Source organism: Anaerosacchariphilus polymeriproducens (assembly GCF_003363435.1).
GTDB classification, from domain to species: Bacteria; Bacillota; Clostridia; order Lachnospirales; family Lachnospiraceae; genus Anaerosacchariphilus; species Anaerosacchariphilus polymeriproducens.
Genome location: NZ_QRCT01000007.1, coordinates 57,006 through 82,557, shown reverse-complemented (window position 1 = coordinate 82,557; position 25,552 = coordinate 57,006). Strand labels below are relative to the sequence as shown.

Below are 25,552 nucleotides of genomic sequence, written 5' to 3'. Positions count from 1 at the left end.
CATATTATTTGATAGTAGAAAAGAAAAAAACTTATACAAAAAGCAGCATACACTGTTTCTCATATAAGTTTCTTTGAAATATTAAAATGAGACTTCTATTAAACACTGAGAGCTTCGACCGCATCCATGAAAGGAAGTTGCAGACCATCGGCTACTGCTTTATATGTCAAATGTCCTTCCATAAGATTCAGCCCATTAAGTAATGCAGGGTTCTCAAGTAATGCTTTCTTATATCCTTTATTTGCGATCTGAAGAGCATAATCTATCGTCACATTCGTTAATGCAAAAGTAGACGTTCTTGCAACAGAACCCGGCATATTAGCAACAGCATAATGAATGACTCCATGTTTGATATATACCGGTTTATCATGAGTCGTAAATCGATCGATAGTTTCAAATGATCCTCCTTGGTCAATGGCAACATCCACAATGACAGAACCTTTACTCATCGATGCTACCATTTGTTCTGTAACGAGTTTCGGTGCCTTTGCGCCTGTAACAAGCACAGCTCCAATCACTAAATCTGCTTTTGATACTGATTTTGCAATATTATAAGAATTAGACATAAGTGTTTTTAATCTGCCTCCAAAAATATCATCCAGATATGCCAGTCGTTTAGGATCTTTATCTATAATGGTAACACTTGCGCCAAGACCAACTGCCATCTTAGCAGCATTAATTCCAACGACACCTCCACCAATGATAACTACTTCTGCCGATTCAACTCCCGGTACACCACCGAGCAGTATTCCTTTTCCGCCTTCATGCTTTTCAAGAAATTGTGCTCCTATTTGTGTAGACATTCTTCCTGCAACTTCACTCATTGGAATAAGTAATGGAAGTGATTTGTCCTCAAGCTCTATCGTCTCATAAGCAACACCTACTACTTTCTTTTCAAGAAGTGCTTTTGCAAGCTCAGGTGCCGGTGCCAAATGAAGATATGTAAATAAAATCTGTCCTTCTTTAAAATAGTCATACTCTTCCGGTAACGGTTCTTTGACTTTCATAATCATTTCAGCTGTATCAAACACTTCTTTCGGTGTATCCAACAATACTGCTCCGGCTGCTTGATATTCTTCATCGGTTATACCGCTTCCCAGACCTGCATTCTTTTCAATGTATACCCTATGTCCTGCAGCAATAAAGTCAATGACTCCTGCAGGTGTTATAGCGACACGGTTTTCATTGTTCTTAATTTCTTTTGGTACTCCTATGATCATAATTGTTACCTCCTTATTTAATTAAAATAATCCATTTGTTATACAAAACTTTTAGTTCATTATATGTAAAATGTGTTTTGTTCTTTCTTGGTATCGAGCACAACCATGGTATTCGTCTTAATAATCCCCTCCAAGCTTTTAATACGATCCAGTACTTCAGCTAATGTCGATGTGTTTTTGGTTACAATTTTAATGATATAGTCATAATCACCTGCAATATAAAAACATGACAGTATCTCTTTTTCTTGTTCAATAAAGTCATAAAACCTTGGACTGACATTCGGACTCTCTATACTGATCAGCATAAAAGCTGTCAGTTCCTTTTCAAAGAAAGCAGAATCTAAAGTTGTTGTATATTGTTTTATTATATCTGCTTTTTCAAGTTTTCTAATTCGTTCCCCTACAGCTGATATAGACAAATCAACTTTTCTACTTATGTCTGAAGCAGACATACGTGCATCTTTTTGTAAAAGCTTCAATATATTCATATCGATACTGTCAAACATACAATCACCAATCCTCAGTTTATCTCAAGTTCAATTAATAATGGTATCATAGCAAATGAGAATAATATTTTCAACAACTCCAAATTATATCCGTTAATTTTTCTTAAAAAAGTTATTTTATAATAATTTTTTTTGTATTAGCTTGTTTAAAGAAAAAAAAATCTATTTTCCTAATCCATCATGGATTAATGAAAATAGATTTAAAAATATATTCTTTATTCTTCAGGTACTTCTGCAAAGGCTTCTTCGTACTTTTGGAGAATAATAGATTGAATGCGTTCTCTAGTATCAGAATTTATAGGATGTGCAATATCTCTGTATTCATTATTAGAACCTTTTCTACTCGGCATTGCAATAAATAATCCTTTTTCGCCTTCTATTACTTTGATATCATGAACTACAAATTCATCATCAATTGTAATAGATACCACCGCTTTCATCTTTCCCTCCTTCTCTACTTTTCTCACTCTTACATCTGTTATTTGCATAGTGTAGTCGCTCCTTTCTTATGCCTAACCTTATTTGAACCGTTTTATACTTTACAAAACGAATCTCTCATTATTTTCAAAAACTATTCTGATATCCTCTTCCCCAATATATGTCATATTGGCTCTTAATGTATCATGACTTTCAATAATACAATTTTCTATATAAGTATTATCCCCAATATATACATCATTTAATATAATTGAATTTCTTATTACACAATTGTTACCTATATAGACTTTTTTATATAGAATTGAATTTTCAACCTTTCCATTAAGAATACAACCGCTAGAAACGAGACTGTTTCTTACATCAGCACCCACATTGTATTTTGCCGGAGGTAAATCATCAATTTTTGAATAAATATCTGGGTAATCATGAAAAAAGTATCTTCTTACCTCTGGTTTTAAAAAATCCATATTGGTTTGATAATATGATTCAACACAAGTAATACTATTCCAATACTCTTTCATTTTATATCCATAAATACGTTTTAAGTTTTTGTAACGTATTAGAATATCTGTTACAAAATCAAAACGATTTTCTAAAGCACATTTTTCCATCAACTCTATCAACTGTCTTCTTCTAATTACATAAATTCCTGTTGATATCGTATTTGACTTTGCTACCATAGGTTTTTCTTCAAACTCTTCAATTCTGGAATCTTCATTCATTCTTATAACGCCAAACCTGCTGACATCTTCATCTGGTCCAATTTCTTTACATACCACTGTAATATCTGCTTTTTTATAAACATGGTATTCTAATACTTTATTATAATCCAGTTTATAGATACTATCCCCACTTGCAATTACCACGTAGGGCTCATGACTCTTTTTCAGAAAATCCAGATTTTGATAAATGGCATCTGCTGTTCCCCGATACCACCAACTGTTATCTGCTGTTATCGTAGGTGTAAATATAAATAGACCACCTTGTTTACGTCCAAAATCCCACCATTTTGATGAACTTAAATGTTCATTCAATGATCGGGAATTATATTGTGTCAATACTGCTACTTTTTGAACATGAGAATTTGACATATTACTTAATGCAAAATCTATACATCGATAGTTTCCCGCGATAGGCATAGCTGCAGCGGCCCGTTTTACTGTTAGTTCCTTCATGTTGTTATTGTTCCCGCCTGCCAAAATAATTCCTAATGCTCTCATATGCTGTCACCTGCCTTGATAATAAACTCGCCGCTTTCTAACACTCCATTCGGATAATCTTCCCAAAATGTCTCTCCTGATATTGCTGTATTCTTACCAACAATTACATTTGGAGGTATGACTGAATTTTCTCCAATTGTCACTATTCCATGATTATAAATATCTGAATTTAATTGATTAGACAACTCTTCTCCAATACCTAACTGTACATTATCTCCTATTTGAACACTTTCTGCTATTATCGCCTTTGAAATAAAACAATTACTATCAATTTGTGTATTTTTCATAACAATGGAATCTCTTACTATCGTTCCTTTTCCAATTATTACTCCTGCCCCAATTACAGAATTATAAACTTCACCATAAATTCCGCTTCCTTCTCCAATAATACTTCTTTCTATTATGGAATCAGTAGAAATATATTGAGGCGGTATAATATCACTCTTGGTATATATCTTCCAAAACTCCTCATAGAGATTAAACTCCGGAATTAAATCAATCAATTCCATATTCGCTTCCCAATAAGAATTTAACGTCCCTACATCTTTCCAATAACCATTGTACTCATAGGCAAACATTCGGCAGCCTTGTTCATGACAAAAAGGAATGATATGTTTACCAAAATCACAATTTTTCTGCTCCGACATTTCAATAAGAGCATTTTTTAATATATCCCAACGAAAAATATAAATACCCATTGATGCCAGATTACTTCTGGGATTCTCTGGCTTTTCTTCAAAATCAAAAATACGTTTTTCCTCATCTGCGATAAGTATCCCAAAACGTTTCGCCTCTTCTATTGGAACTGTCATTGCCGCTATCGTAATATCTGCATTATTTTCTTTATGAAAGTCTAGCATTAATTCATAGTCCATTTTGTAAATATGATCCCCAGATAATATTAAAACATAATCCGGATTATAGTTTTCCATATATTCTATATTTTGATAAATCGCATTTGCTGTACCTGTGTACCATTCACTGCATTCACTTTTTTCATAAGGAGGCAGTACAGTAACACCACCAATATTTCGGTCAAGATCCCAAGGAATTCCTATTCCAATATGTGTATTAAGTCTTAATGGCTGATACTGCGTCAAAACTCCAACGGTATCTACACCGGAATTAATACAATTACTTAATGGGAAATCAATAATGCGATACTTTCCGCCAAAGGCCACTGCCGGCTTTGCTACTTTTTCTGTTAATACTCCAAGACGGCTCCCTTGACCCCCTGCCAGTAACATTGCAATCATCTCTTTTTTAATCACATTACCACTCCTCGTCTCTTTTTTCTGTCTGCCTGTGTATTTTTATTGTATTATATCACATATTTTACAACTTGTGAACAAATTTTACAATAATTTTAACAAAAGCATCAATATTTTTGTCACATTGCAATAATTAATCTTATTTTACTACTAAAACTTAAAAAAATGTTTCTTTTTTTAGTGTTTCCAAATCATATCATTAAGGTTATAATAATTAAGATACGATATAAGTTTTATTTATGGAGGACACTATGTATAAAATTGATTTCAAAAAACCGATACATATTCATTTTATTGGTATCGGCGGCATCAGTATGAGCGGATTAGCCGAAATATTGTTACAAGAAGGATTCCAAATTTCTGGATCAGACTCCAAAAAATCTGAATTAACAACTCAATTAGAAAAATTAGGTGCAAAGATTTTTTATGGTCAAAGATCCACTAATATAGAAGTTTCCACAAATCTAGTAGTTTACACGGCTGCCATTCGAGAAGACAATCCGGAGCTTATGGCTGCTGTTTCAATGAATATTCCAATATTGACCAGAGCTCAGTTATTAGGACAGATTATGGAAAATTACGAAACATCCATCGCTGTTTCCGGAACACATGGCAAAACAACTACCACATCTATGATTTCCCAAATATTATTGCAGGCCGATATGGATCCTACTATTTCAGTTGGTGGAATCTTAAAATCCATTAACGGAAATATCCGAGTTGGAAATTCGGAAACTTTTATTACGGAAGCGTGTGAATATACAAATAGCTTTTTAAATTTTTATCCCAAAATTAGTATTATCTTAAATATAGAAGAAGATCATTTAGATTTTTTTAAAGATTTAGATGATATCCGCAGCTCATTTAAATCTTTTGCAGACAATATCCCTGATGACGGGCTGCTCATTATTAATGGTGAGATAGAAAACTATTCCTATATTACTCAAAATTTAAAATGTAAAGTTCTTACTTATGGCTTAGAAGGAAATTATGATTTTTCTGCAGCCAATATTGAATTTGACAACTTAGCACGAGGCACTTTCGACTGCATGCATCAAGGTAAAAAAATCGACCGTATTTCATTAGGCGTTACCGGTATTCATAATATATCCAATGCTCTTGCTTCTATTTCTCTTGCAACTGAACTTGGTATAGATATTGAAATTATAAAAAAGGGACTATTATCTTTTTCCGGTACCAACCGACGATTTGAATACAAAGGCGAAATCGGAGGCGTTACTATAATTGATGATTATGCGCATCATCCTACTGAAATACAAGCTACTCTAAGTGCTGCACAAAATTATCCTCATAAATCTTTATGGTGTGTATTTCAGCCTCATACTTATACAAGAACGAATGCTTTTTTGAAAGATTTTGCTAAATCACTTTCTTTAGCTGATAAAGTTGTTCTATCCGATATATATGCAGCAAGGGAAAAAAATACACTCGGAATAAGTTCGATGGACTTATTTGATGAAATAAAAAAACTAGGAACTGATGTTTATTATTTCCCTTCTTTTGATGAGATAGAAAACTTTTTATTAAAAAAATGTATGCACGGAGACCTGTTGATAACTATGGGCGCCGGAGACATATTGAAAGTAGGAGAAGAACTTCTTGGGAAGTAATTATCCACATTATCCACATAGTTTTCCACGGAAGTCTATGTGGATTTTCTTATTTACATAATTTACTTGCTTAACACTTTGTTTACCCTTATTTTACAACACTTTAAAAGTTTCTATTAATTTTTTTTGCTTAGTTGTCCACACTTTCCACATTTTCCACTTTCTGCTCCAATCCCCGTAATTACAGGCATTCAGGCAAAAATTATATTTTCCTTTTATTGATTTTTATGCTATAATGTGTGCAAAACAACAGGGAGGTTAATAAAATGGCAGATGAAATCAAACTGCGCAAACAGAGTGAAAATAGTGTTACATACATACCAAATTATTTTATTGATGAATGTATGTCATCTGCAAATGGTGAATTTGTAAAAATATATTTGTACTTACTTCGCTGTATGGGTTCCGAATCACCTTCCTTATCTCTTACCCGAATTGCTGATAAATTCGAACATACTGAAAAAGATGTTAAACGTGCGTTAAAGTATTGGGAGAAAATGAATATTCTTCATTTAGAGTACGACGAAAACAAAAAATTATCCGGTATCAGTTTATTAGATTTAAAAAAATCTAAGGAAGTTCAGCCCAGGCAGTCAACCCAAGAGACTTTATCTAAACCAGAAAACAAAAATTCTGAGATTGAGACCGTCGTTCTCAATACTATGAAAACGGATACTTCAGATCCAGTAAAAAACGGAACCGCTTCTAAAAAGCCTTCCTATTCGTTAGAGCAGTTAAAAGCTTTCCAATCCAATACAGAAATCAAGCAATTATTGTTTATTTCTGAAAAGTATTTAGGAAAAGTACTTTCTTCAACAGAGCTTTCAACAATTCTTTACTTTTATGATAGTTTGAAATTTTCTGTGGATTTAATTGAGTATCTTATTGAATACTGTGTTTGCAAAGGCCACCGCAGCATTCATTATATAGAAAAAGTTGCCTTGTCATGGGCACAATCTCAGATCCAATCCGTTGCCGAAGCCAAGAAGGCGACAAGTACATATAATCAAACTTATTATTCTGTTTTGAAAGCTTTTGGAATTTCAGGAAGAAATCTTGTAGAACCTGAAATTCAATACATTCAAAAATGGAGTAAAGAATACGGTTTTTCAATTGATATTATCTTAGAAGCATGTAAAAGAACTATGCAAAAGATTCACACTCCGAGTTTTGAATACACCGATTCCATCTTGAAAAGATGGAATACAAAAGGAGTAAAAACATTAAATGATTTAATACCCTTAGATGAACAACATCATAAATTGAAGGCTTCTGCGTCTAAAACACGAACGAAGACTGTTGATTCAAATAAATTTAACAATTTCCACCAACGTTCTTATGATTATGAACAACTGGAAAAACAGTTACTAAATGTAACCCCTTAATGAATATATGGTCATCACTGCTTACATATGACCATATATTACATTTATTTTAATTTAGGTGCATATACAAACAAGGGAGGAATCCTATGTCACTAAAAAACACGCAATATGATGCTCTTATTCGTGTATATAACCAAAGACAATTGGCCAGCCAGCATCTTTTAGATTCTCATCGAAAAGAACTGTATTCTAAAAGCGCACGTTTCGCTGAATTAGATGAAATTATTGCCTCTTATTCCGTACAGCAGGCTAAAAAGTTACTAGATGGTGATTCAAACGCTGTAGAAAGGCTCAAATTAAAACTACAAGAATGTATGGAAGAAAAAGCTGCTCTTATAGCAATGTTAGGTTATCCTAGAGATTATTTAGAACTACAATATTATTGTAAAGATTGTAAGGATACCGGTTATATCGGAAATCAAAAGTGTCATTGTTTTAAACAGGCCGCAATTAATTTGCTATATACGCAATCTAATATACAAGAGATTATTGAAGTTGAAAATTTTGAACATTTTTCATATAAATATTATTCTGACTCGAATATAAATCCTACCACTGGTTTATCTTCTTTAGAAACTATGAAAAGAGCTGTTAATGAATGTTGGAACTTTATTAACCAGTTTGACCAAAAATTTGAAAATTTATTTTTTTATGGCGATACAGGTATAGGAAAAACTTTCCTTTCCAATTGTATCGCCAAAGAATTGCTAAATCGTTCAAAATCAGTTATTTATTTTTCAGCTTTTCAACTTTTTGATATATTTGCAAAAAATACCTTTGAAAAAAATACTGAATTCCAAGAAATGAATCAACATATTTTTAACTGTGACTTACTAATTATTGATGATTTAGGAACTGAATTGACGAATTCTTTTATTTCTGCACAATTATTCTTATGTGTCAATGAAAGGATTCTTCGAAAAAAATCTACAATAATTTCAACAAATTTGGCAATTAATACTTTAGTAGATAACTATTCTGAAAGAACTTTTTCTCGAATATCCAGCAATTATACAATGCTAAAATTATTTGGTGATGATATTCGCATTAAGAAAAAGCTTGGCATTTAATGTATTGTCACCTAAAGCAAATAGTGATATAATGCTTTGGGCACTACCCAGAAATAACAATTAATTAATCCGTTTCGTATTTTTATTTTTAGCAAAGAAGGGAGAAACTCATGCAACAATCGGATGAAAGAAACTTAGAAACTATACCTGTCGGAAGTCTCGGCATAATTGCCTTAGAAGGTTGTAAATCATTAGGAGAAAAAGTTGACTATTATTTAGTTAATTGGAGAGAAACAAGAGAAAACAAATACAAATCTGATATTGCTTTTTACGGATATCAACGAGACTCATATCTACTAAAAAGCTCCGTTCCTCGTTTTGGCTCAGGGGAAGCAAAAGCCCAGTTAAGCGAATCTATACGAGGTTATGATCTTTTCATCTTAGTTGATGTTACAAATCATAGTTTAACCTACAAAATGTGTGGTCATGTCAATCACATGTCTCCAGATGATCATTTTCAAGATTTAAAACGAATCATAGCTGCCGTTGGTGGAAAAGCGCGAAGAATTACTGTACTCATCCCTTTCTTATATGAAAGCCGTCAACACAAAAGAAGTGGTCGTGAATCACTAGACTGTGCAATTGCTCTTCAAGAATTAGTATCAATGGGTGTTGACAATATTATTACATTTGATGCACATGATCCCAGAGTTCAGAATGCCATTCCATTAAGTGGATTTGAAACAGTCCGACCGGCATATCAGTTTATCAAAGGTCTTATCCGTAATATACCTGATTTAAAATTTGACAATGATCATATGATGATTATCAGTCCGGATGAAGGCGGTATGAACCGCGCTGTATATTTGGCGAATGTTCTTGGCTTAGATATGGGTATGTTCTATAAACGAAGAGATTATACTACTATTGTTGATGGAAGAAATCCAATTGTAGCACACGAGTTCTTAGGTAGTGATGTAGAAGGTAAAGACGTATTTATTGTAGATGACATGATTGCATCTGGGGAAAGTATGTTAGAAGTTGCAACCGAGTTAAAAGCTCGTAAGGCAAAAAGAGTTTTTGTTGCAGCAACATTTGGCTTATTTACAAAGGGCTTTGCAAAATTTGATGAAGCCTACGAAAAAGGTATTATCGACCGTGTACTAACTACTAACCTAGTATATCAACCACCTGAATTGCTAGAAAAATCATATTATATAAACTGTAACATGAGTAAATATATCGCATATATCGTAGATACAATAAATCACGATTCTTCAATCAGCGATTTACTTGATCCAAGTGCACGTATTCAAAAATTAGTAAATAATTATAAACAAAATCAAGATAAATAAGTAAAAAAAGTGTTGCAAACTTATATTGCAACACTTTTTCTTATTGATTTACATTTGTATCTGTATTCCCATTCTCTTCATTGGTTGGAGGATTTTCTTGACCTGTAGGCGTTTTCTCTTCATTATCTTGATTTGTCTCTTCTTCCTTTGGAGTTTCATTCTCTGGATTTTCTTGATCTGAATTATCCTGATTCGTAGAATCGTCTTTAGGTGTCTTAGGATCTTCCTCTTTTTCATTCGACTCTTCTTCCTTTTTATCGTCTTCTTCCTCTTCCTTTTTATCGTCTTCTTCCTCTTGTTTGTCTTTTTTGTCTTCCTGCTCCTGTTCTTCTTCTTTTACTTCCTCTTGTTTTGTAGTATCTGTATTTTGCTCCTGCTCACTTGGAACATTTGCTTGATTTTCTGTTGGCGCATGGTAAGAAGCATACGGCACAAAATCCAAAGACTCTAATCCTGTATGAATCTTTTCCATAAATTGATGCCAAATTGCTCCTGGATAAGTAGCACCGAACAATCCCGGTATTTCTTTTGGCATATCATATCCTACCCAGACGCTTGTTGTGTAATATCTCGTAAATCCTACAAACCATCCATCTTTATTATCATTTGTTGTACCTGTCTTACCAGCACTTGGCATATTAGATAATCCAAGACCTTTCCCTGTACCACTAACGATAACCGACTTAAGAACATCCGTCATCATTCTGGCTGCATTTTCTTGATATATATTTCTTTCACCTGATTCGCCTTGAATTAATATATTTCCATCTGCATCTGTAATTTTTATAATACATGTTGGTGCCCTGAAGTTTCCATTATTCTCAATTGCTGTATATCCAGAAGCCATTTCGACAGTATTAACACCATTTGTAAATCCACCAAGAGACGCTGCAAGATTTTTATCTCTCTCATCCAGCTTTGAAAAATTCATTTTTTCTAGATATGAAATACCTACTTCCGGTGTCAATTCTTGAAACAATCTCCATGCAACTGTATTTTTTGATTTCTCTACAGCTCTACGTAACGATATAGAACCGGAATAGGACCCACCTGAATTTGAAGGTCCATCTTCAATTGGAGCATCCAAAACAGTACTATTTGGTGTATAATCTCTTTCTAAAATTGGGGTATATACAACCAATGGTTTAATCGTACTTCCCGGCTGTCTAAAGCTCTGATAAGCTCGATTCAATGTATATCCGTTGGTATCCTGACTTCTACCTCCAACTATAGCCACAACAAGTCCTGTATTGTTATCAATACAAGTAGCTGCACTTTGTAATTCAAAAGTTCCACCTTCATTAACTGTAGTGAATTCTGCCAGATTTTCATCTACCGAAGTCTGCAATTCTTTCTGCTTATCCATTTCAATTGAGGTATAAATACGATACCCTGCTGTAAAGAGTGTCTGTTGACATTCGTTATACAACTCATTATATTCTTCTTCATAGCTATCCTTTTCAGAAGTTGAACTAAACACATTTTTAAATTGAAATCCTCTCTCTTCCATTAAAGCTCTTGTAGCACAATAATATGTATATGTCTCTACATAATTCTGCTTTGTTATTTCAGGTCTGTTTAAAGTAATCTCTTCTTTTAATGCTTGATTATATTCATCTTTTGAAATCAGATTGTCCTCTAACATTTCTTTTAAAATACGATTTCTTCTTTTTAAAGTATTTTTGAGATGTTCGACCGGGTCATATAACGAAGGATTATTGGGAATCGCACATAAGAAAGTCATTTGAGAAAGTGTTAACTCATTCACATCCTTATTAAAATATCCTTTACTAGCCGCTTGAATCCCATAATAGCCGTTTGAAAAATAGATATTATTGATATAAAACTCTAAAATCTCTTCTTTTGTATATTTCTTTTCCATTTCTAACGCAGTGAATATCTCCGCAACTTTTCTTTCCCAGGAAACTTCATGGCTCAAAAATATATTACGGCTTAACTGCTGTGTAATCGTACTCCCCCCCTGAGTAACGGCTCTATTCTGTACAATAGATTTAGCTGCACGTATAATAGCCTTAATATCGATACCATTATGCCGGTAAAACTTTTTATCTTCTATACTAACAAAAGCAGCTTTAACAAAGTAGGGGATTTTATCACTTTCTAAATAATATAGATCTTTTTCACCTTTTAATGTAGATATTAAATTTCCATCTGCATCATAAACAACACTGGTTTGAGATGCTCGAAAGGTATCTTTGGTAGATTCGCTTATATTTTTAATCGCATTTGCTCTTAATACTTGTATCTGAGAACCATTACGTATTCCATAAAAAAGTCCAATCGCCGCTATGATCAAGAAAAGTATCGCAAACTGTAATTTAACAATTACCCAAAACTTTTTATGTTTCTTTTTTTTCTTATTCTTTTTTGACATAATTAATAGTCGCTTCCTTCCTATAAATTTTATATCTATTGGAATTCTAGGCACTTGGCTTCGTATTCTCTTAGCTAAATATAAAATATTATCTTCGGTCCATCATAATTTACAAAATATACAGTTTTGCAAATATCCTATGTAATAAATAAAGAGCAGTTATCATAACTAGCGTGATATCCGCTCTATTATTTTAATGAATAACACTAAATCACTTTAAATTATCTGGGTTCAAACATTTTAAATCTTCATGAACAAAATAACCATCTTTTCGAATCAATACATCATCAAAATATATCTCTCCTCCACCAAATTCAGGTGTTTGAATCATTACTAAATCCCAATGAATAGAAGAGTTATTTCCATTTGGTGCCTCTTCATAACAATTTCCCGGTGTAAAATGTATGGAACCCATGATTTTTTCATCAAATAAAATATCTTTCATTGGATTCAATATATAAGGATTTACACCTATCGCAAATTCTCCCACATAACGAGCACCTTTATCTGTATCAAAAATTTCATTTATACGTTCCGTATCATTAGCTGTAGCATTCACAATTTTACCATCCTTAAATTCTAAACAAACATTCTCAAAAGTGAACCCTTGATATAAAGATGGTGTATTATATGTGATCTTTCCTTGAACTGAATCAATTACAGGTGCTGTGAAAACTTCACCATCCGGTATATTCAATTCTCCTGCACAAGGAATTGCAGGTATATCTTTTATTGAAAATGTAAGATCTGTACCCTTGCCAACTAAATGTACTTTATCTGTCTTCTCCATTAATGATACTAACGGTTTCATAGCTTCATTCATTTTTGAATAATCCAGATTACATACTTGGAAATAAAAATCCTCAAAATTTTCAGTACTTTGATTTGCTAATTGTGCCATGGCACTATTTGGATAACGCAATACTACCCATTTGGTTTTGGGAACTCTGATATCATGATGTACCGGCTTTATATAATGTTTTTCATACATTTTCATTTTTTCACCTGGAACATCAGATAATTCTGATACATTATCAGAACCCCGAATTCCAATATAGCAATCCATGTTTTCCATTTCATGGCAGTCTATCTCCGCCATAAGCTTTAATTGCTCTTCTGTACAATTCATCATTATATCACGCTGTACTTTATTATCTGTATAATGTACAAAAGGGATTCCTTTGACATTATATACTTCTTTAATCAGTTGTCTTGCTAAATCAATTGTATCAATTCCAATATGATGAATATAAACTTTTTCATTTTCTTTCACCTTACAGGAATAATTTACAAGATTTTTCGCTAATGTTTTGATTCTTTCATCCATTCTTACACACTCCTTACTAGTTAATATAACTTACAAATACATTTCCGGTTCCCTCAAACATCGTTCTGCTATCATTACGACCCACTTTATATGTGTTTCCTTTAACCGGGTCAAGTATACTGATATTTAATTCATCATATCCTACAATCAGAACTGCATGCTCTTTATCTGTCATTGCAAGTACTGGATTACCCTTACTTACAAAGTATAATACTTCATCCAGTGTACAACCGCTTAAACTTAATACATCTGCATTAATATTTTCCTTCAATATCGAAAGTACGGTTCCACCTTCACCCAATAACTTCTGAGCGTCTATCTGCCTGCCTTTCTTCTGACACATAAGTGTTAAGCAGACACCTAAACTTTCATTCACTGTATGTGTTTGATTCAATGAAAGCCCCTCTAATTGGGTCCTAACTAATAAATTTCCTCTTTCCCAAATATACTGCTGTCTATCACCAACTACAACTCCAATCTGGTCTTGGGCATATGGAATCGCTTCATTCACTAAGTTTGTCTTTAAAACAACTTTTCCTTTTGCATAGACCAGGTAATTAGAAGCTTTTGTTCCATTGTTTGACAACTCTATCGTTCTTTCTTCATTTAATAAAACTTCTTTTGATATCACAATTTTAGGTTGATTTTCTTCTATTTCATTTGCCATTGCTATCTGAATTTCTTTCTTTTTCAAATCAGAAACGGTAGATTGAAGCTTCACCTTATCTTCACTCGCTTCACTGTTACTTACAATTTGATCATCTCCAATTTTAGTAAACCCTGATATTGATTCTCCTTTGCTTACACGCTTCAATTTAATATTATTATCTTCAATCTGCGCCGATACGACATAACAACCTGCCTGCTTGTACTCTTTTACCACTTCTTTCTTCTGATTCATAATATTTACAGAATACATCGGAAATACCGTTTTTCCTGTTATATCTTTGGTTATGTCTTCTTCTTTGGCAATTCCATAAACTATATCAGTTCCAACAAATCCTAATGGACGTAGATATTCTTTTCCACTAATTGAAATTAAATATTCTGATAAATTATTTAAATTCAATACTTTCAATTCCTGAGAACTATTTATTTCATTATCTGTAAGCCAACCGATCATCTGCCCATTTTGTGATGCAGCATAGCAACCGGTTTTTAAATTTTCTGCAATAACTTTCATTTCTCTAGTATTTAAATCAATTGTATAAAAAACTCCATCTAATATTAGGAACAATTTATTATCTTCATTTACATAGAGCAGTTCTCCTACTTCTTCCTTCAAAACCTGATAAGACTTGGTACTTGGAATGAAGACTTCTTCTTCCACAGTATTAGTAACAGTATCATAATGATAAACAGCGATACCGACTTTTCCTTCATGAGTTCCTCGATTCATATACCCGCATACCAAAAAGTCTATACTTCCATTCTCATCAACATTAATAATTTGAATCTCATGCTGCTGCCAGTTCTCCCGCTCATCAATACCTTCTCCACTTCGAAAACCAAATACTTTAATTAATTCATTACTTTCTTGTTTATAACTCCATAGTTCTCCCTCTTTTTCAAAACAGACTACAGAACCTTTTTCATTTCCTTTAAATTCAATATCTTTATCTCCTATACCAAGCTGAATTTCTCCATTATTAATAATATGATTGTCTCCAATAAATATTTCCTCCATATTACGTTGGAAGTTCAACAATACAACTCTTTCACTCGTTTTCTTTACTCTATAAAATTCTTCGACATTATAATACTCGGTATCACCATCAGCGCCTGGCGTCGTAACTGTATAACTAATCGTAAATATTCCATAAACCGGATTATACTCCTTAATGGATACTCTTGGCTTATCCAATTCTTGAATTTCTAAATTTCCAAACGTTACCTGTTCACAACTAGAGTGAATATCTACGTAATGTAAACTTGAATTATCACTTTTTGCATTTGTTTCCAAATACGTTGTTATCTTATCCTCATGTCCATCTTCTAACGTCCATCCATGAAACTCTTGTACAAACGTTAACAATGATGATATTTCATTTAATTCTTCTTCTGTTTCCTGACGTATTCTTGTATAATAATGTATCGTATTTTCCTTCATTTCCAGATTTAAAATCAATATATAATCCTGTCCATTTTCCAGAAGATTTTTAAGGGGTAAGTCTGCACGTAATACACCTTGTTCTAATTTGTAGTCGTTTACTTTTGTGGATTCAACTAAACGTTTCGTGTCTAAACTTCTAACTTCAAAAGAAAGACCTTTTAACTGTGAACCAAAATCCTTAATAACTAATGGCAGTACACGATCTTCTCCCATTATTGTTAAAGAATCTCGCATATAATTCGCTTCCATTTCATTTGCGTATCCATGAAGAAAGTTTATCGGTTGTTCCTTAAATTCAAAATAAGCAATAGGATACGAAGCTTCTTTCATAGTAGTTGTTAAATCAGCATTCCCTCGGTTATAAAGTTTACTGATTATGAACAAGGATACTACAAAGAGGAGTGAGAGAACTCCAAGTTTAATTATTCCTTTTTTCATAAATCCCCCTCCTGTCTATCACCCAGCAATAATCTTTCTAACGTTGGATTTACTCCCAAGAAATCTCTTAATGTCTCATACTCTTTTCTATTATTACTCTTTTCACTTGTTTTTATAGCTCGGATAAGAATGTTCTTGGGTGTATGTTCCATGTCAATAAACTCTAATATTTGAGCAGAATATCCTTGTGATTTTAATAATTCTGCACGTAAAGCATCAGTAAGCAGAGCCGACATTCTTTCTTTAATCAGACCATATTGAAATACCGGCTTAAATATTTCATTCTCTATCTGTTGATTAAGTTCATGCTGGCAGCATGGTACGGATAAAATAACTTTAGCTTTCCATGCAACTGCTTTTCCAATTGCAAAGTCTGTCGCTGTATCACAAGCATGAAGTGTAATCACCATATCAACTAAATCAACTCCCTCAAAGGATGCAATATCGCCCAATATAAACTCCAGCTTTTCATATCCATACTTTTTTCTTAATTCATTACAATTTTGAATAACATCTTCCTTTAAATCCAATCCAATTACACGAATATCATAACCTTTCATTTCTTTTAAATAATAATACACGGCAAATGTGAGATAAGACTTCCCACAGCCGAAATCTATAATTGTCAATTCTCTTCCTTTTGGAAGTGATGGTATGATATCTTCAATAAATTCTAAAAACCGATTGATTTGACGAAACTTATCATATCTGGATTTTATTATCTTTCCATCAATAGTTTGTACACCTAGATCAACTAAAAAAGGAATGGGTATATTTTCTTGCAAAATATATTGTTTTTTACGATTATGTTCCAAGCTCTTTGGTACATCAGAAGAAGGACTTTGATTCTTTTTTTTCATTGTCACTTTACCCTTTTTACTGATTAATACGGTTAAATGTGACTCCATTGTATCCATCTCTATCTGTTTAAAATCTTTTTCTGACCACATCAAAATTTGAGATATCATATCTGATACCCCAAAATTTTGATGAAACACTTTACTATTTCTATATAGAACTGCTTGAAAATTTAAATTCCCTTTCATGAGTACAGGTCTGATTTTCACTTTCAACAGTCCTTCTTTCAAACGAGGATTACTTAAAATTATCTGAGTCATATTCTCGTTTAAGTATCGTTCCAAAAAATCCTTTAGTTCTTTCATTATACGTCCACCTTTGGCAGTTATTTCTCTTTTATTGTAATTCCTTTCTTTAAAAACCACAACCAAAATTTTTATTAAATTAAAATTTTACCACCACCGACGACATCTGTTATGTCTGCATCTTCTTCTAAAAATCTCATTAAACAAAATTATTTCTGCAAAATCTCTCAAAGGGTAAGGTCTTGGTGGATATGGTCCGGGTGGATTCGGTCCGGGTGGATAAGGTGGTCTTGGTGGATAAGGTGGTCTTGGTGGATAAGGCCGGTATTGCTGTGTTTCAACTGACTGCATCTCCATTTTATCACAAATACGTTTCGCAATACCCCTTAAGGTTACTTGATCAGGATACTCATCGAACATCTGACTGCCTTCGTATTCCATCTTATCACATTCTTCATCAACATACTTCTGAATCAAACGTGCTTGTTCCGGATACATCCGTTTGAATTTATCCATATCCCGTTCATAATCCAATTCATCTTGATGATTATTTACAGGCGGATAAGTCATGTAAAAAGGCACTTTATCGTTTAATTCGTTATTTTGAGCACCTTTATAATACGGATCCATACCATAAGGATTTTTACGATTGTCCATTGAACTCTCCTTTTTAGCTAAATTATACTATACTATATGCTTAAAGGGTGATAACGTTCTTTCTAAAATACCATGTATATATGCAATGAGAACTCCATAATTTGTGATACCTGTCTCCTGTTGCTTTGTCTTATGAATCCTATGCATTACTTCTCGTTCATTTAACATACATGCCCCACAGTGTACTACCAATGCATATTTTGAGAAGTCCTCCGGAAATCCTGTACCACTAGAGAATTCAAAATTTAACTTCTTTTTCGTATAATTTTGTATCCAGCGTGGCAGCTTTACAGTACCTATATCGTCACATTGTCTATGATGAGTACATCCTTCAGAAATTAATACAGTATCTCCATCTTGCAAATTTTCAATAGCTCTGGCACCTTCTACCAAAGCTTCCAAATCACCTTTTTTCCTGGCAAACAATATAGAAAATGAGGTCAGCATAATATCTTCAGATGTCTTCTTATCCACTTTTTCAAATACCTGACTGTCTGTAATTACTATTTTGGGCCTTCTACCAAGACTCTCTATCGTCTCACTCAAATTTGTCTCCTGACAGACTACTGCGATTCCATTATGATCTAAAACATCTCTCACTACTTGTTGTTGTGGTAATATCAATCTTCCTTTGGGGGCAGCCGAATCTATAGGTACCACTAAAATCACTAGATCATTTGCTTGGATCAAGTCTCCTACTAAAGGTTGTTCTTTATTATCCTTAATCACATGTTTCCCTAAAAATTCTTTTAATTCAAAAATTCCTTCTTTATTTTTAGCACTGACAAATAAAATATTTTCTCCTGCTTCTTCTTCAAATTGACTAAACTTTGCTATTAGCATCTTTCTTACTTGTTCTAACTGTAAATCTGTTTTTTCCTCTGCTTTATTTACAACTATAATATAAGGAATCTTCTTCTCAATAAACAATCGAACAAGCTTTTCTTCAATTTCTGTTACTTCATTTCCAAAATCTATAATTAATACACCTATATCGGTTTGATTTAATACTTGAAAACTCTTTTCTATTCTAAGTTCTCCCAATTCTCCTGTATCATCCAGACCGGGCGTATCAATAACAACAACAGGACCAAGGGGTAGAATTTCCATAGCTTTGTAAACAGGGTCCGTTGTAGTTCCCTTTATCGCTGAAACTATTGCAAGATCTTGATTTGTTATCGCGTTGATTAAACTTGACTTTCCCGCATTTCTTTTACCAAATATTCCAATATGGACTCTATCTGCTTTCGGGGTACTATTTAAACTCATCTCTATTCCTCCTTATTGTCAGAATCTAAAATCTCTCTTACCCTGACTTATCTTAACCAGGTTTTCTTTCACGATTGCTTTTACTTTCTCACTTGGAACCTTCTCAATTTCTTTTAATATTAGTTGCTCTCCCTTTTCCTTGGTTTCTTCTGATGCATAATCTACTAAATATTCTTTTAATGTCATCAAAGCATTAGGCTGACAGCAATTTGCAATTTGTCCGCTTTTAAGCAAGCTCATAAATCTGTCTCCTGTTCTGCCTTCTCGATAGCATGCTGTACAAAAACTTGGAATATGTCCCATGCTGATAAGCCAATCTATTACTTCATCTAAAGTTCTTGTATCACTCACATCAAACTGCTGCGAATTTTCCTCTTCTAATTCGGGTTCTGCATATCCTCCCACGCTGGTCTTAGAACCTCCACTAAGTTGAGATACTCCCAATTTCAATAGTCTTTCACGGCATTTTTGACTCTCTCTCGTAGAAACGATCATTCCCGTATATGGAACTGTAATTCTTAAACATGCAACGATCTTTTCAAAGGTCTTGTCATCAATTCCATTATCAAAGTCATCCGGATCAATATCGTCTGCTTTTCTAAGCCTTGGCACACTAATTGTATGAGGTCCAACACCCTTATAACTTTCTAAATGTTCTGCATGCATTAGCAGTCCAACAAAATCATAACGATATAAATTTAAGCCAAATAAAACGCCTAATCCCACATCATCAATTCCACCTTCCATAGCACGATCCATGGCTTCTGTATGGTATGCATAATCACTCTTTGGCCCTGATGGATGAAGGGCTTGGTAGCTTTCTTTGTTATATGTCTCTTGGAAAAGTATATACGTACCTATACCAATATCTCTTAATTTTCTATAATCTTCTACCGAAGTCGCTGCAATATTTACATTAACTCTACGTATTGCACCATTTTTATGTTTAATACTGTAAATTGTCTCTATGCTTTCTAATATATACTCAATTGGATTCTCTGTCGGATGTTCACCGGCCTCGAGCGCCAATCTCTTATGACCCAAATCCTGAAGTGCAATCACTTCATTTCTAATCTCATCCTGACTTAATTTTTTTCTTGCAATGTGAGTATTCTGTAAATGATAAGGGCAGTAAACACAGCCATTTACACAATAATTAGATAGATACAATGGTGCAAACATTACAATACGATTCCCATAAAAATCCTCTTTAATTTCTTTCGCCAGCTGAAAGATCTCTTCATTTTTCTCATTTATCTCACACTCCAACAGCACTGCTGCCTCTCTGTGACTCAGCCCTTTTTTTAACCTTGCTTTTTTTAAGATCTCTTCTATAAGTTCAAGATTTTTCTTATTCTTTTTTGCATAAGCAAGTGTTTCAATTATTTCCTCATGACTGATAAACTCTTCTGCCTTTGGTGACATTACATTATACATAATTTACTCTCCTTTATAATCGCCTCTTGATATTACAATTTGATGACCTATATTCTGCATCCTTTGGGTCAGACAATTCCGACATTCTGCCGCTTCATCCCCGGTACATATTTTATTATCATATAAATCGTATTTTTTCCTGACAGAGACTGGTGATAAGTTCGGCATCACAACATTTGCGCCAGCCTGTATCCCTTTTTCCCTGCCTCTTGGATCAATAGTACCTAGTGCTGTAGTAGCAGGAATCAAACAACCCGGTCTCAACAACCTTAGTAATCCAATAAAATAAAGAGTTTCTTCTAAAGTACCATTTATCTCATCTGAAAAAGGTGTTTTATGATGAGAAATAAAAGGACCGATTCCAATCATATGAGGTTTTAATTCACTAATAAACATCATATCTCTGGCCAATGATTGTGATGTCTGATTTGGTGAACCTATCATAAAACCGGTCCCTACCTGAAATCCTATTTCTTTCAAATCCCAAAGACACTTTTTTCTATTTTCTAGAGATAAGCTTTGGGGATGGAGACTTTGATAGTGAGTTTCATCTGCTGTTTCATGTCTCAGTAAATATCGGTCGGCACCTGCTTGATAATATGCTTTATACTCATCATAATCCTTTTCTCCAATGGAGAGGGTTATGGCACAATCTTCATATTGTTTCCGAATCGTACTAATAATTTCAACCATTCTATTTTTTGAATAATAGGGGTCTTCGCCTCCTTGCAATACAAAAGTACGGAATCCCAAAGCATATCCGGTAGCACAACACTCCATAATTTCTTCCAATGAAAGCCGATACCGTATTGCATCTTGATTACTTTTTCGTATCCCACAGTAAAAGCAATCATTTTTACAATAATTAGTAAACTCGATCAGACCACGAACATAAATTTCATTTCCATAATACCTATTTCGTATTTCCCTTGCACGTTCAAATAAAAACTGACTCGTCTGCTCTGTCCTTCCTTCAATTAATTGAATCCACTCTGCTTTTTCGAGCCATTTTTGATTCTCTAATTTTATCATTAATTCTTCTATTTGCATATTTTACCTCACATTAACCAACTTTTGAGTAGATCGTTCGAACGCTTACTCCTTGAAGTTTTCCTATCTTTCCTGATAATGCATTTATAGTGGAATTGGGCGCGTCAATCGCAACACTGATAATTGAAATATCCCGTTTACTATAAGGCAAACCCATTCTCCCTATAATAAATTGACAATACTCATGTAAAATGTCATTTAGTTCTTTTACACACTCCAAATTTTCCACAATAATTCCAATTAAAGCTACCCTTGTCTCCATATCCTCTCTCCATCTTCCTTCTTTTTATAAAATAAAAAAACTGCCTCTCTCCAGCAGTTAAATATACACAAATAGTACAATCAGAAAAACCATACTATTGATTTTCCTATTGTCTAACTATGTTCCTTCTATCTGCTCCGAAAGAATATTAATCTACTGGATTAGATTTCGATGTCATTTTTACAGTTCATTGTAAGAAAAACTCTATCAATTCACTGTTAATACATTATCATATCTTGATGCTCTTGTATAGATACTTTTTACTATTATACAAAATAAAAGGGACTGTTGTAAAATTTATAATTAAGCAAAAATACAACAATGTCCCTTTTTATCCATTTATCCTAAATATTTTTTTAAATCATCGGCTTTATCTACCGCTTCCCAAGGAAGATTTAAATCATTTCGTCCGAAGTGACCATATGCTGCTGTCTGCTTATAAATCGGTCTGCGAAGATTTAACATATGAATAATTCCTGCAGGACGAAGATCAAAATTCTCACGGATGATTTCTACTAATTTTTGATCAGAAACTTTTCCGGTTCCAAATGTATCTACCATAACTGACATCGGCTGCGCCACTCCAATTGCATAAGCAAGCTGAATTTCGCACTTATCAGCCAGACCGGCTGCCACTATATTTTTGGCAACATACCTTGCTGCATAAGCTGCTGAACGATCCACTTTTGTGCAGTCTTTACCGGAAAAAGCTCCTCCACCATGTCGAGCATAACCACCATAAGTATCAACTATTATTTTTCGACCTGTCAGGCCACTATCACCATTTGGACCTCCTATTACGAAACGTCCTGTTGGATTTACGTAAAATTTTGTATGTTCATCCACCATATCTTCCGGTAAGATTTCATCAAATACATGTTTTTTAATATCTTTATGAATTTGATCCTGGGTTATATCCGGATCATGTTGCGTTGAAAGCACGACTGCTTCCAGACGTTTTGGTCTTCCGTTTTCATCATATTCCACTGAAACTTGAGTTTTCCCATCCGGTCTGAGATATTTCAAAGTACCATCTTTACGTACCTTCGTCAATTGTAATGCTAATTTATGAGCAAGACTAATTGGGTATGGCATAAAATCTTCTGTCTCATTAGATGCAAATCCGAACATCATTCCCTGATCTCCGGCACCTATTGCTTCTATCTGCTCATCTGATAATTTATTTTCTTTTGCTTCCAATGCCTTATCTACACCCATGGCAATATCCGCTGACTGCTTGTCAAGAGCTACCATAACAGCACAGGTATTTCCATCAAAACCAAATGCAGAATCCGTATATCCAATTTCTTTGACTGTTTCACGTACAATATTGGTAATGTCAATGTTGGCTTTTGTTGTAATTTCACCTGTAACCATTACGAAACCTGTACTGGTACATGTTTCACATGCAACACGACTCATAGGGTCCTGGGCCATTAAAGCATCTAATATGGCATCAGAAACTGCATCACACAATTTATCTGGATGACCTTCTGTTACAGATTCTGAAGTAAACAATAATTTTTCCATCTTTTTTCCTCCTTGAATTTAGACTAACAACAGTTATCGTAAAGTATTTATTTCATAAGACACATTAAATACTGATTCTGATTTACAGAACCATATTTCTCTAGCTCGGCTCGTCCGAGCGGGTTGGGCGACCTCTTATGGAAAAAAACCTCCTATAATTAAAAAAATCCGCTTAAGCGGACTCGATTATAAAACTATCAAACCCTCTTATTGTTCGATGACTCGCTCAGGCTGGCACCTTCCATATCTGGGGTTGCCGTGGTTTCATAGATCCTTTGTATCTCCACCACTCTGAATAAGAGAAATGTTGCAATATGAAATTTTATTTACTAAATTTAAAATACACTAAATTATATAATTCGTCAAGCACTAATTATTACAAGTAATGAAAACACTTTCCATATATATTGAACTTATTTATGAAGCAGAGTGTCAAAAGTTCTTTTTATATAAAGCTAAAAGAACTTTTGACACCCTGATCACTAAGATACTTTTAATTTGAACTTTGTAATCTCTTTTTCAGTTGATACCTTTGCAATCTGCGCTCCCAATTTCTTTAACTTTCCTTCAAAATCTTCATAGCCACGCTCTATATAAACGATATCTTCTACTTCTGTAATTCCATCTGCTGCAAGTCCTGCAATTACGAGAGCTGCACCAGCTCTTAAATCCGGTGCGCTGACTTTTGCACCTGTATATTGAGAAACTCCATCAATAATAGCCGAGTTCCCCTCTACCTTAATCTGAGCTCCCATTCTTGCCATTTCATCTACATATTTAAATCGATTTTCAAAAATACTTTCAGTTACTATACTTATTCCTTCCGCCAAACCTAATGTAACTGTAATCTGTGGCTGCATGTCGGTCGGAAAACCTGGATATGGTAATGTTTTAACATGCGTATGCTGCAATTTCAATGGCGCCTTTACTCGTACAGAATCATCAAATTCTTCAATTTCACAACCTATTTCCATCAACTTCGCACTTGTCGCCTCTAAATGCTTTGGTATAACATTTTTTACAACAACATTTCCGCCAGTCGCTGCTGCTGCAAACATAAATGTTCCAGCTTCAATTTGATCCGGTATTATGGAATATTCTGTTTTATGCAGTTTCTCTACTCCTTTAATACGAATAATATCCGTACCTGCACCTTTAATATTCGCACCCATACTGTTTAAAAAGTTCGCTACATCTACGATATGCGGCTCTTTTGCAGCATTTTCAATTATGGTGGTACCTTCTGCCATAGCAGCAGCCATCATAATATTTATTGTCGCTCCAACTGTTACTACATCTAAATATATATGGTTGCCGACTAGCTTTTTTGCTTCTGCAACAATTTTTCCATGTTCAATATCTACCTGTGCACCTAATGCACGAAAACCTTTTAAATGCTGATCTATTGGTCTGCTTCCAATATTGCAGCCGCCGGGCAAAGCTACTTCTGCTCTATTGTATTTCCCTAAAAGTGCTCCCAATAAATAATACGACGCTCTAATTTTCTTAATATATTCATATTCAATATTTAAATCACCAATCTGTGAACCATTTATTTTAACAGAATGCTGGTTAATTCTTTCAACTTTTGCTCCAATTCCTTCTATAGCTTGAAGCAAAACATTAATATCTCTTACATCTGGCAAATTATCTATAATTACAGTTTCATCAGTCATAATTGATGCTGCCAAAATCCCTAACGCTGCATTTTTTGCACCACCTATTTCAACTTCTCCACTTAACGGATTGCCACCTTTTATAATATACTGTTCCATCACACACCTCGAATTTTAGAATTAATCAAAATAACCTATTCTCTATTATAACATAAACTTATCATTTGTAAATTAATTTTTTACTAGATAAATTGTTTCATTTCATATATAATGAATTACACAGCATAAAACAAACATATGTTTTTCAACCTTTATAACG

Annotated in this window: 20 protein-coding genes and 1 riboswitch; of the genes, 4 read left to right on the top strand and 16 right to left on the bottom strand. The window is 33.8% G+C overall.

The window, feature by feature from the left end; all coding sequences use genetic code 11:
* Positions 1-98: 98 nt before the first annotated feature.
* The 5 genes from ald to DWV06_RS00995 form a co-directional block, all read right to left on the bottom strand.
* Positions 99-1,220, bottom strand: a complete 1,122-nt coding sequence (ald, locus tag DWV06_RS01015; RefSeq protein WP_115480317.1) for an alanine dehydrogenase — start codon at positions 1,218-1,220, stop codon at positions 99-101.
* 59 nt (positions 1,221-1,279) lie between these two features.
* On the bottom strand, positions 1,280-1,726 hold the full coding sequence (locus DWV06_RS01010; RefSeq protein WP_115480316.1) for an Lrp/AsnC family transcriptional regulator: 447 nt from the start codon (positions 1,724-1,726) through the stop codon (positions 1,280-1,282).
* Between the two features lie 215 nt (positions 1,727-1,941).
* Positions 1,942-2,214, bottom strand: coding sequence for a septation regulator SpoVG (spoVG, locus tag DWV06_RS01005; RefSeq protein WP_115480315.1), 273 nt, complete (start codon positions 2,212-2,214; stop codon positions 1,942-1,944).
* Between the two features lie 51 nt (positions 2,215-2,265).
* Positions 2,266-3,384 carry a glucose-1-phosphate adenylyltransferase subunit GlgD gene (glgD, locus tag DWV06_RS01000; protein ID WP_115480314.1) on the bottom strand — a complete coding sequence of 373 codons (1,119 nt, stop codon included), beginning with the start codon at positions 3,382-3,384 and terminating at the stop codon, positions 2,266-2,268.
* Positions 3,381-4,655 (bottom strand): glucose-1-phosphate adenylyltransferase, encoded by a 1,275-nt coding sequence (locus DWV06_RS00995; protein WP_193725986.1) that lies wholly within the window; start codon positions 4,653-4,655, stop codon positions 3,381-3,383. Before DWV06_RS00995 ends, glgD begins: the two co-directional genes overlap by 4 nt.
* Positions 4,656-4,906: 251 nt before the next feature.
* Between DWV06_RS00995 and murC the strand changes: the two genes are divergently transcribed.
* From murC to DWV06_RS00975, 4 genes are all read left to right on the top strand, one after another.
* Positions 4,907-6,286 carry a UDP-N-acetylmuramate--L-alanine ligase gene (gene murC / locus DWV06_RS00990; RefSeq protein WP_115480313.1) on the top strand — a complete coding sequence of 460 codons (1,380 nt, stop codon included), beginning with the start codon at positions 4,907-4,909 and terminating at the stop codon, positions 6,284-6,286.
* 266 nt (positions 6,287-6,552) lie between these two features.
* Positions 6,553-7,671, top strand: coding sequence for a DnaD domain protein (locus DWV06_RS00985; RefSeq protein ID WP_115480312.1), 1,119 nt, complete (start codon positions 6,553-6,555; stop codon positions 7,669-7,671).
* 86 nt (positions 7,672-7,757) lie between these two features.
* Positions 7,758-8,741 carry an ATP-binding protein gene (locus tag DWV06_RS00980; protein WP_115480311.1) on the top strand — a complete coding sequence of 328 codons (984 nt, stop codon included), beginning with the start codon at positions 7,758-7,760 and terminating at the stop codon, positions 8,739-8,741.
* A gap of 110 nt (positions 8,742-8,851) precedes the next feature.
* Complete coding sequence (locus tag DWV06_RS00975) at positions 8,852-10,036, top strand: ribose-phosphate pyrophosphokinase (protein ID WP_115480310.1); 1,185 nt, start codon at positions 8,852-8,854, stop codon at positions 10,034-10,036.
* Between the two features lie 40 nt (positions 10,037-10,076).
* On the opposite strand, the gene DWV06_RS00970 is transcribed toward DWV06_RS00975, so the two are convergent.
* The 11 genes from DWV06_RS00970 to DWV06_RS00920 all read right to left on the bottom strand — a co-directional run bounded on the left by DWV06_RS00970 (position 10,077) and on the right by DWV06_RS00920 (position 25,392).
* On the bottom strand, positions 10,077-12,431 hold the full coding sequence (locus DWV06_RS00970) for a transglycosylase domain-containing protein (protein ID WP_115480309.1): 2,355 nt from the start codon (positions 12,429-12,431) through the stop codon (positions 10,077-10,079).
* A 211-nt stretch (positions 12,432-12,642) separates the two neighbouring features.
* Positions 12,643-13,758: an aminopeptidase gene (locus DWV06_RS00965; protein WP_115480308.1), complete on the bottom strand. Its 1,116-nt coding sequence runs from the start codon at positions 13,756-13,758 to the stop codon at positions 12,643-12,645.
* Positions 13,759-13,774: 16 nt separating this feature from the next.
* Positions 13,775-16,309 carry a hypothetical protein gene (locus DWV06_RS00960; RefSeq protein WP_115480307.1) on the bottom strand — a complete coding sequence of 845 codons (2,535 nt, stop codon included), beginning with the start codon at positions 16,307-16,309 and terminating at the stop codon, positions 13,775-13,777.
* On the bottom strand, positions 16,306-17,472 hold the full coding sequence (locus DWV06_RS00955; protein WP_115480306.1) for a class I SAM-dependent methyltransferase: 1,167 nt from the start codon (positions 17,470-17,472) through the stop codon (positions 16,306-16,308). Before DWV06_RS00955 ends, DWV06_RS00960 begins: the two co-directional genes overlap by 4 nt.
* An 87-nt stretch (positions 17,473-17,559) precedes the next feature.
* Complete coding sequence (locus DWV06_RS00950; RefSeq protein ID WP_235828874.1) at positions 17,560-18,069, bottom strand: hypothetical protein; 510 nt, start codon at positions 18,067-18,069, stop codon at positions 17,560-17,562.
* 27 nt (positions 18,070-18,096) lie between these two features.
* On the bottom strand, positions 18,097-19,338 hold the full coding sequence (gene hydF, locus DWV06_RS00945) for a [FeFe] hydrogenase H-cluster maturation GTPase HydF (protein WP_115480305.1): 1,242 nt from the start codon (positions 19,336-19,338) through the stop codon (positions 18,097-18,099).
* Positions 19,339-19,356: 18 nt separating this feature from the next.
* Entirely contained in the window at positions 19,357-20,775 is a 1,419-nt protein-coding gene (gene hydG, locus DWV06_RS00940) for a [FeFe] hydrogenase H-cluster radical SAM maturase HydG (protein ID WP_115480304.1), read from the bottom strand.
* A gap of 3 nt (positions 20,776-20,778) precedes the next feature.
* Complete coding sequence (hydE, locus tag DWV06_RS00935) at positions 20,779-21,825, bottom strand: [FeFe] hydrogenase H-cluster radical SAM maturase HydE (protein WP_193725985.1); 1,047 nt, start codon at positions 21,823-21,825, stop codon at positions 20,779-20,781.
* A 13-nt stretch (positions 21,826-21,838) separates the two neighbouring features.
* Positions 21,839-22,087 carry a TM1266 family iron-only hydrogenase system putative regulator gene (locus DWV06_RS00930; RefSeq protein WP_115480303.1) on the bottom strand — a complete coding sequence of 83 codons (249 nt, stop codon included), beginning with the start codon at positions 22,085-22,087 and terminating at the stop codon, positions 21,839-21,841.
* A 339-nt stretch (positions 22,088-22,426) separates the two neighbouring features.
* Positions 22,427-23,617, bottom strand: coding sequence for a methionine adenosyltransferase (metK, locus tag DWV06_RS00925; RefSeq protein ID WP_115480302.1), 1,191 nt, complete (start codon positions 23,615-23,617; stop codon positions 22,427-22,429).
* A 204-nt stretch (positions 23,618-23,821) separates the two neighbouring features.
* Positions 23,822-23,919: riboswitch (SAM riboswitch) on the bottom strand.
* 180 nt (positions 23,920-24,099) lie between these two features.
* Positions 24,100-25,392 (bottom strand): UDP-N-acetylglucosamine 1-carboxyvinyltransferase, encoded by a 1,293-nt coding sequence (locus DWV06_RS00920; protein WP_115480301.1) that lies wholly within the window; start codon positions 25,390-25,392, stop codon positions 24,100-24,102.
* Positions 25,393-25,552 lie beyond the last annotated feature (160 nt).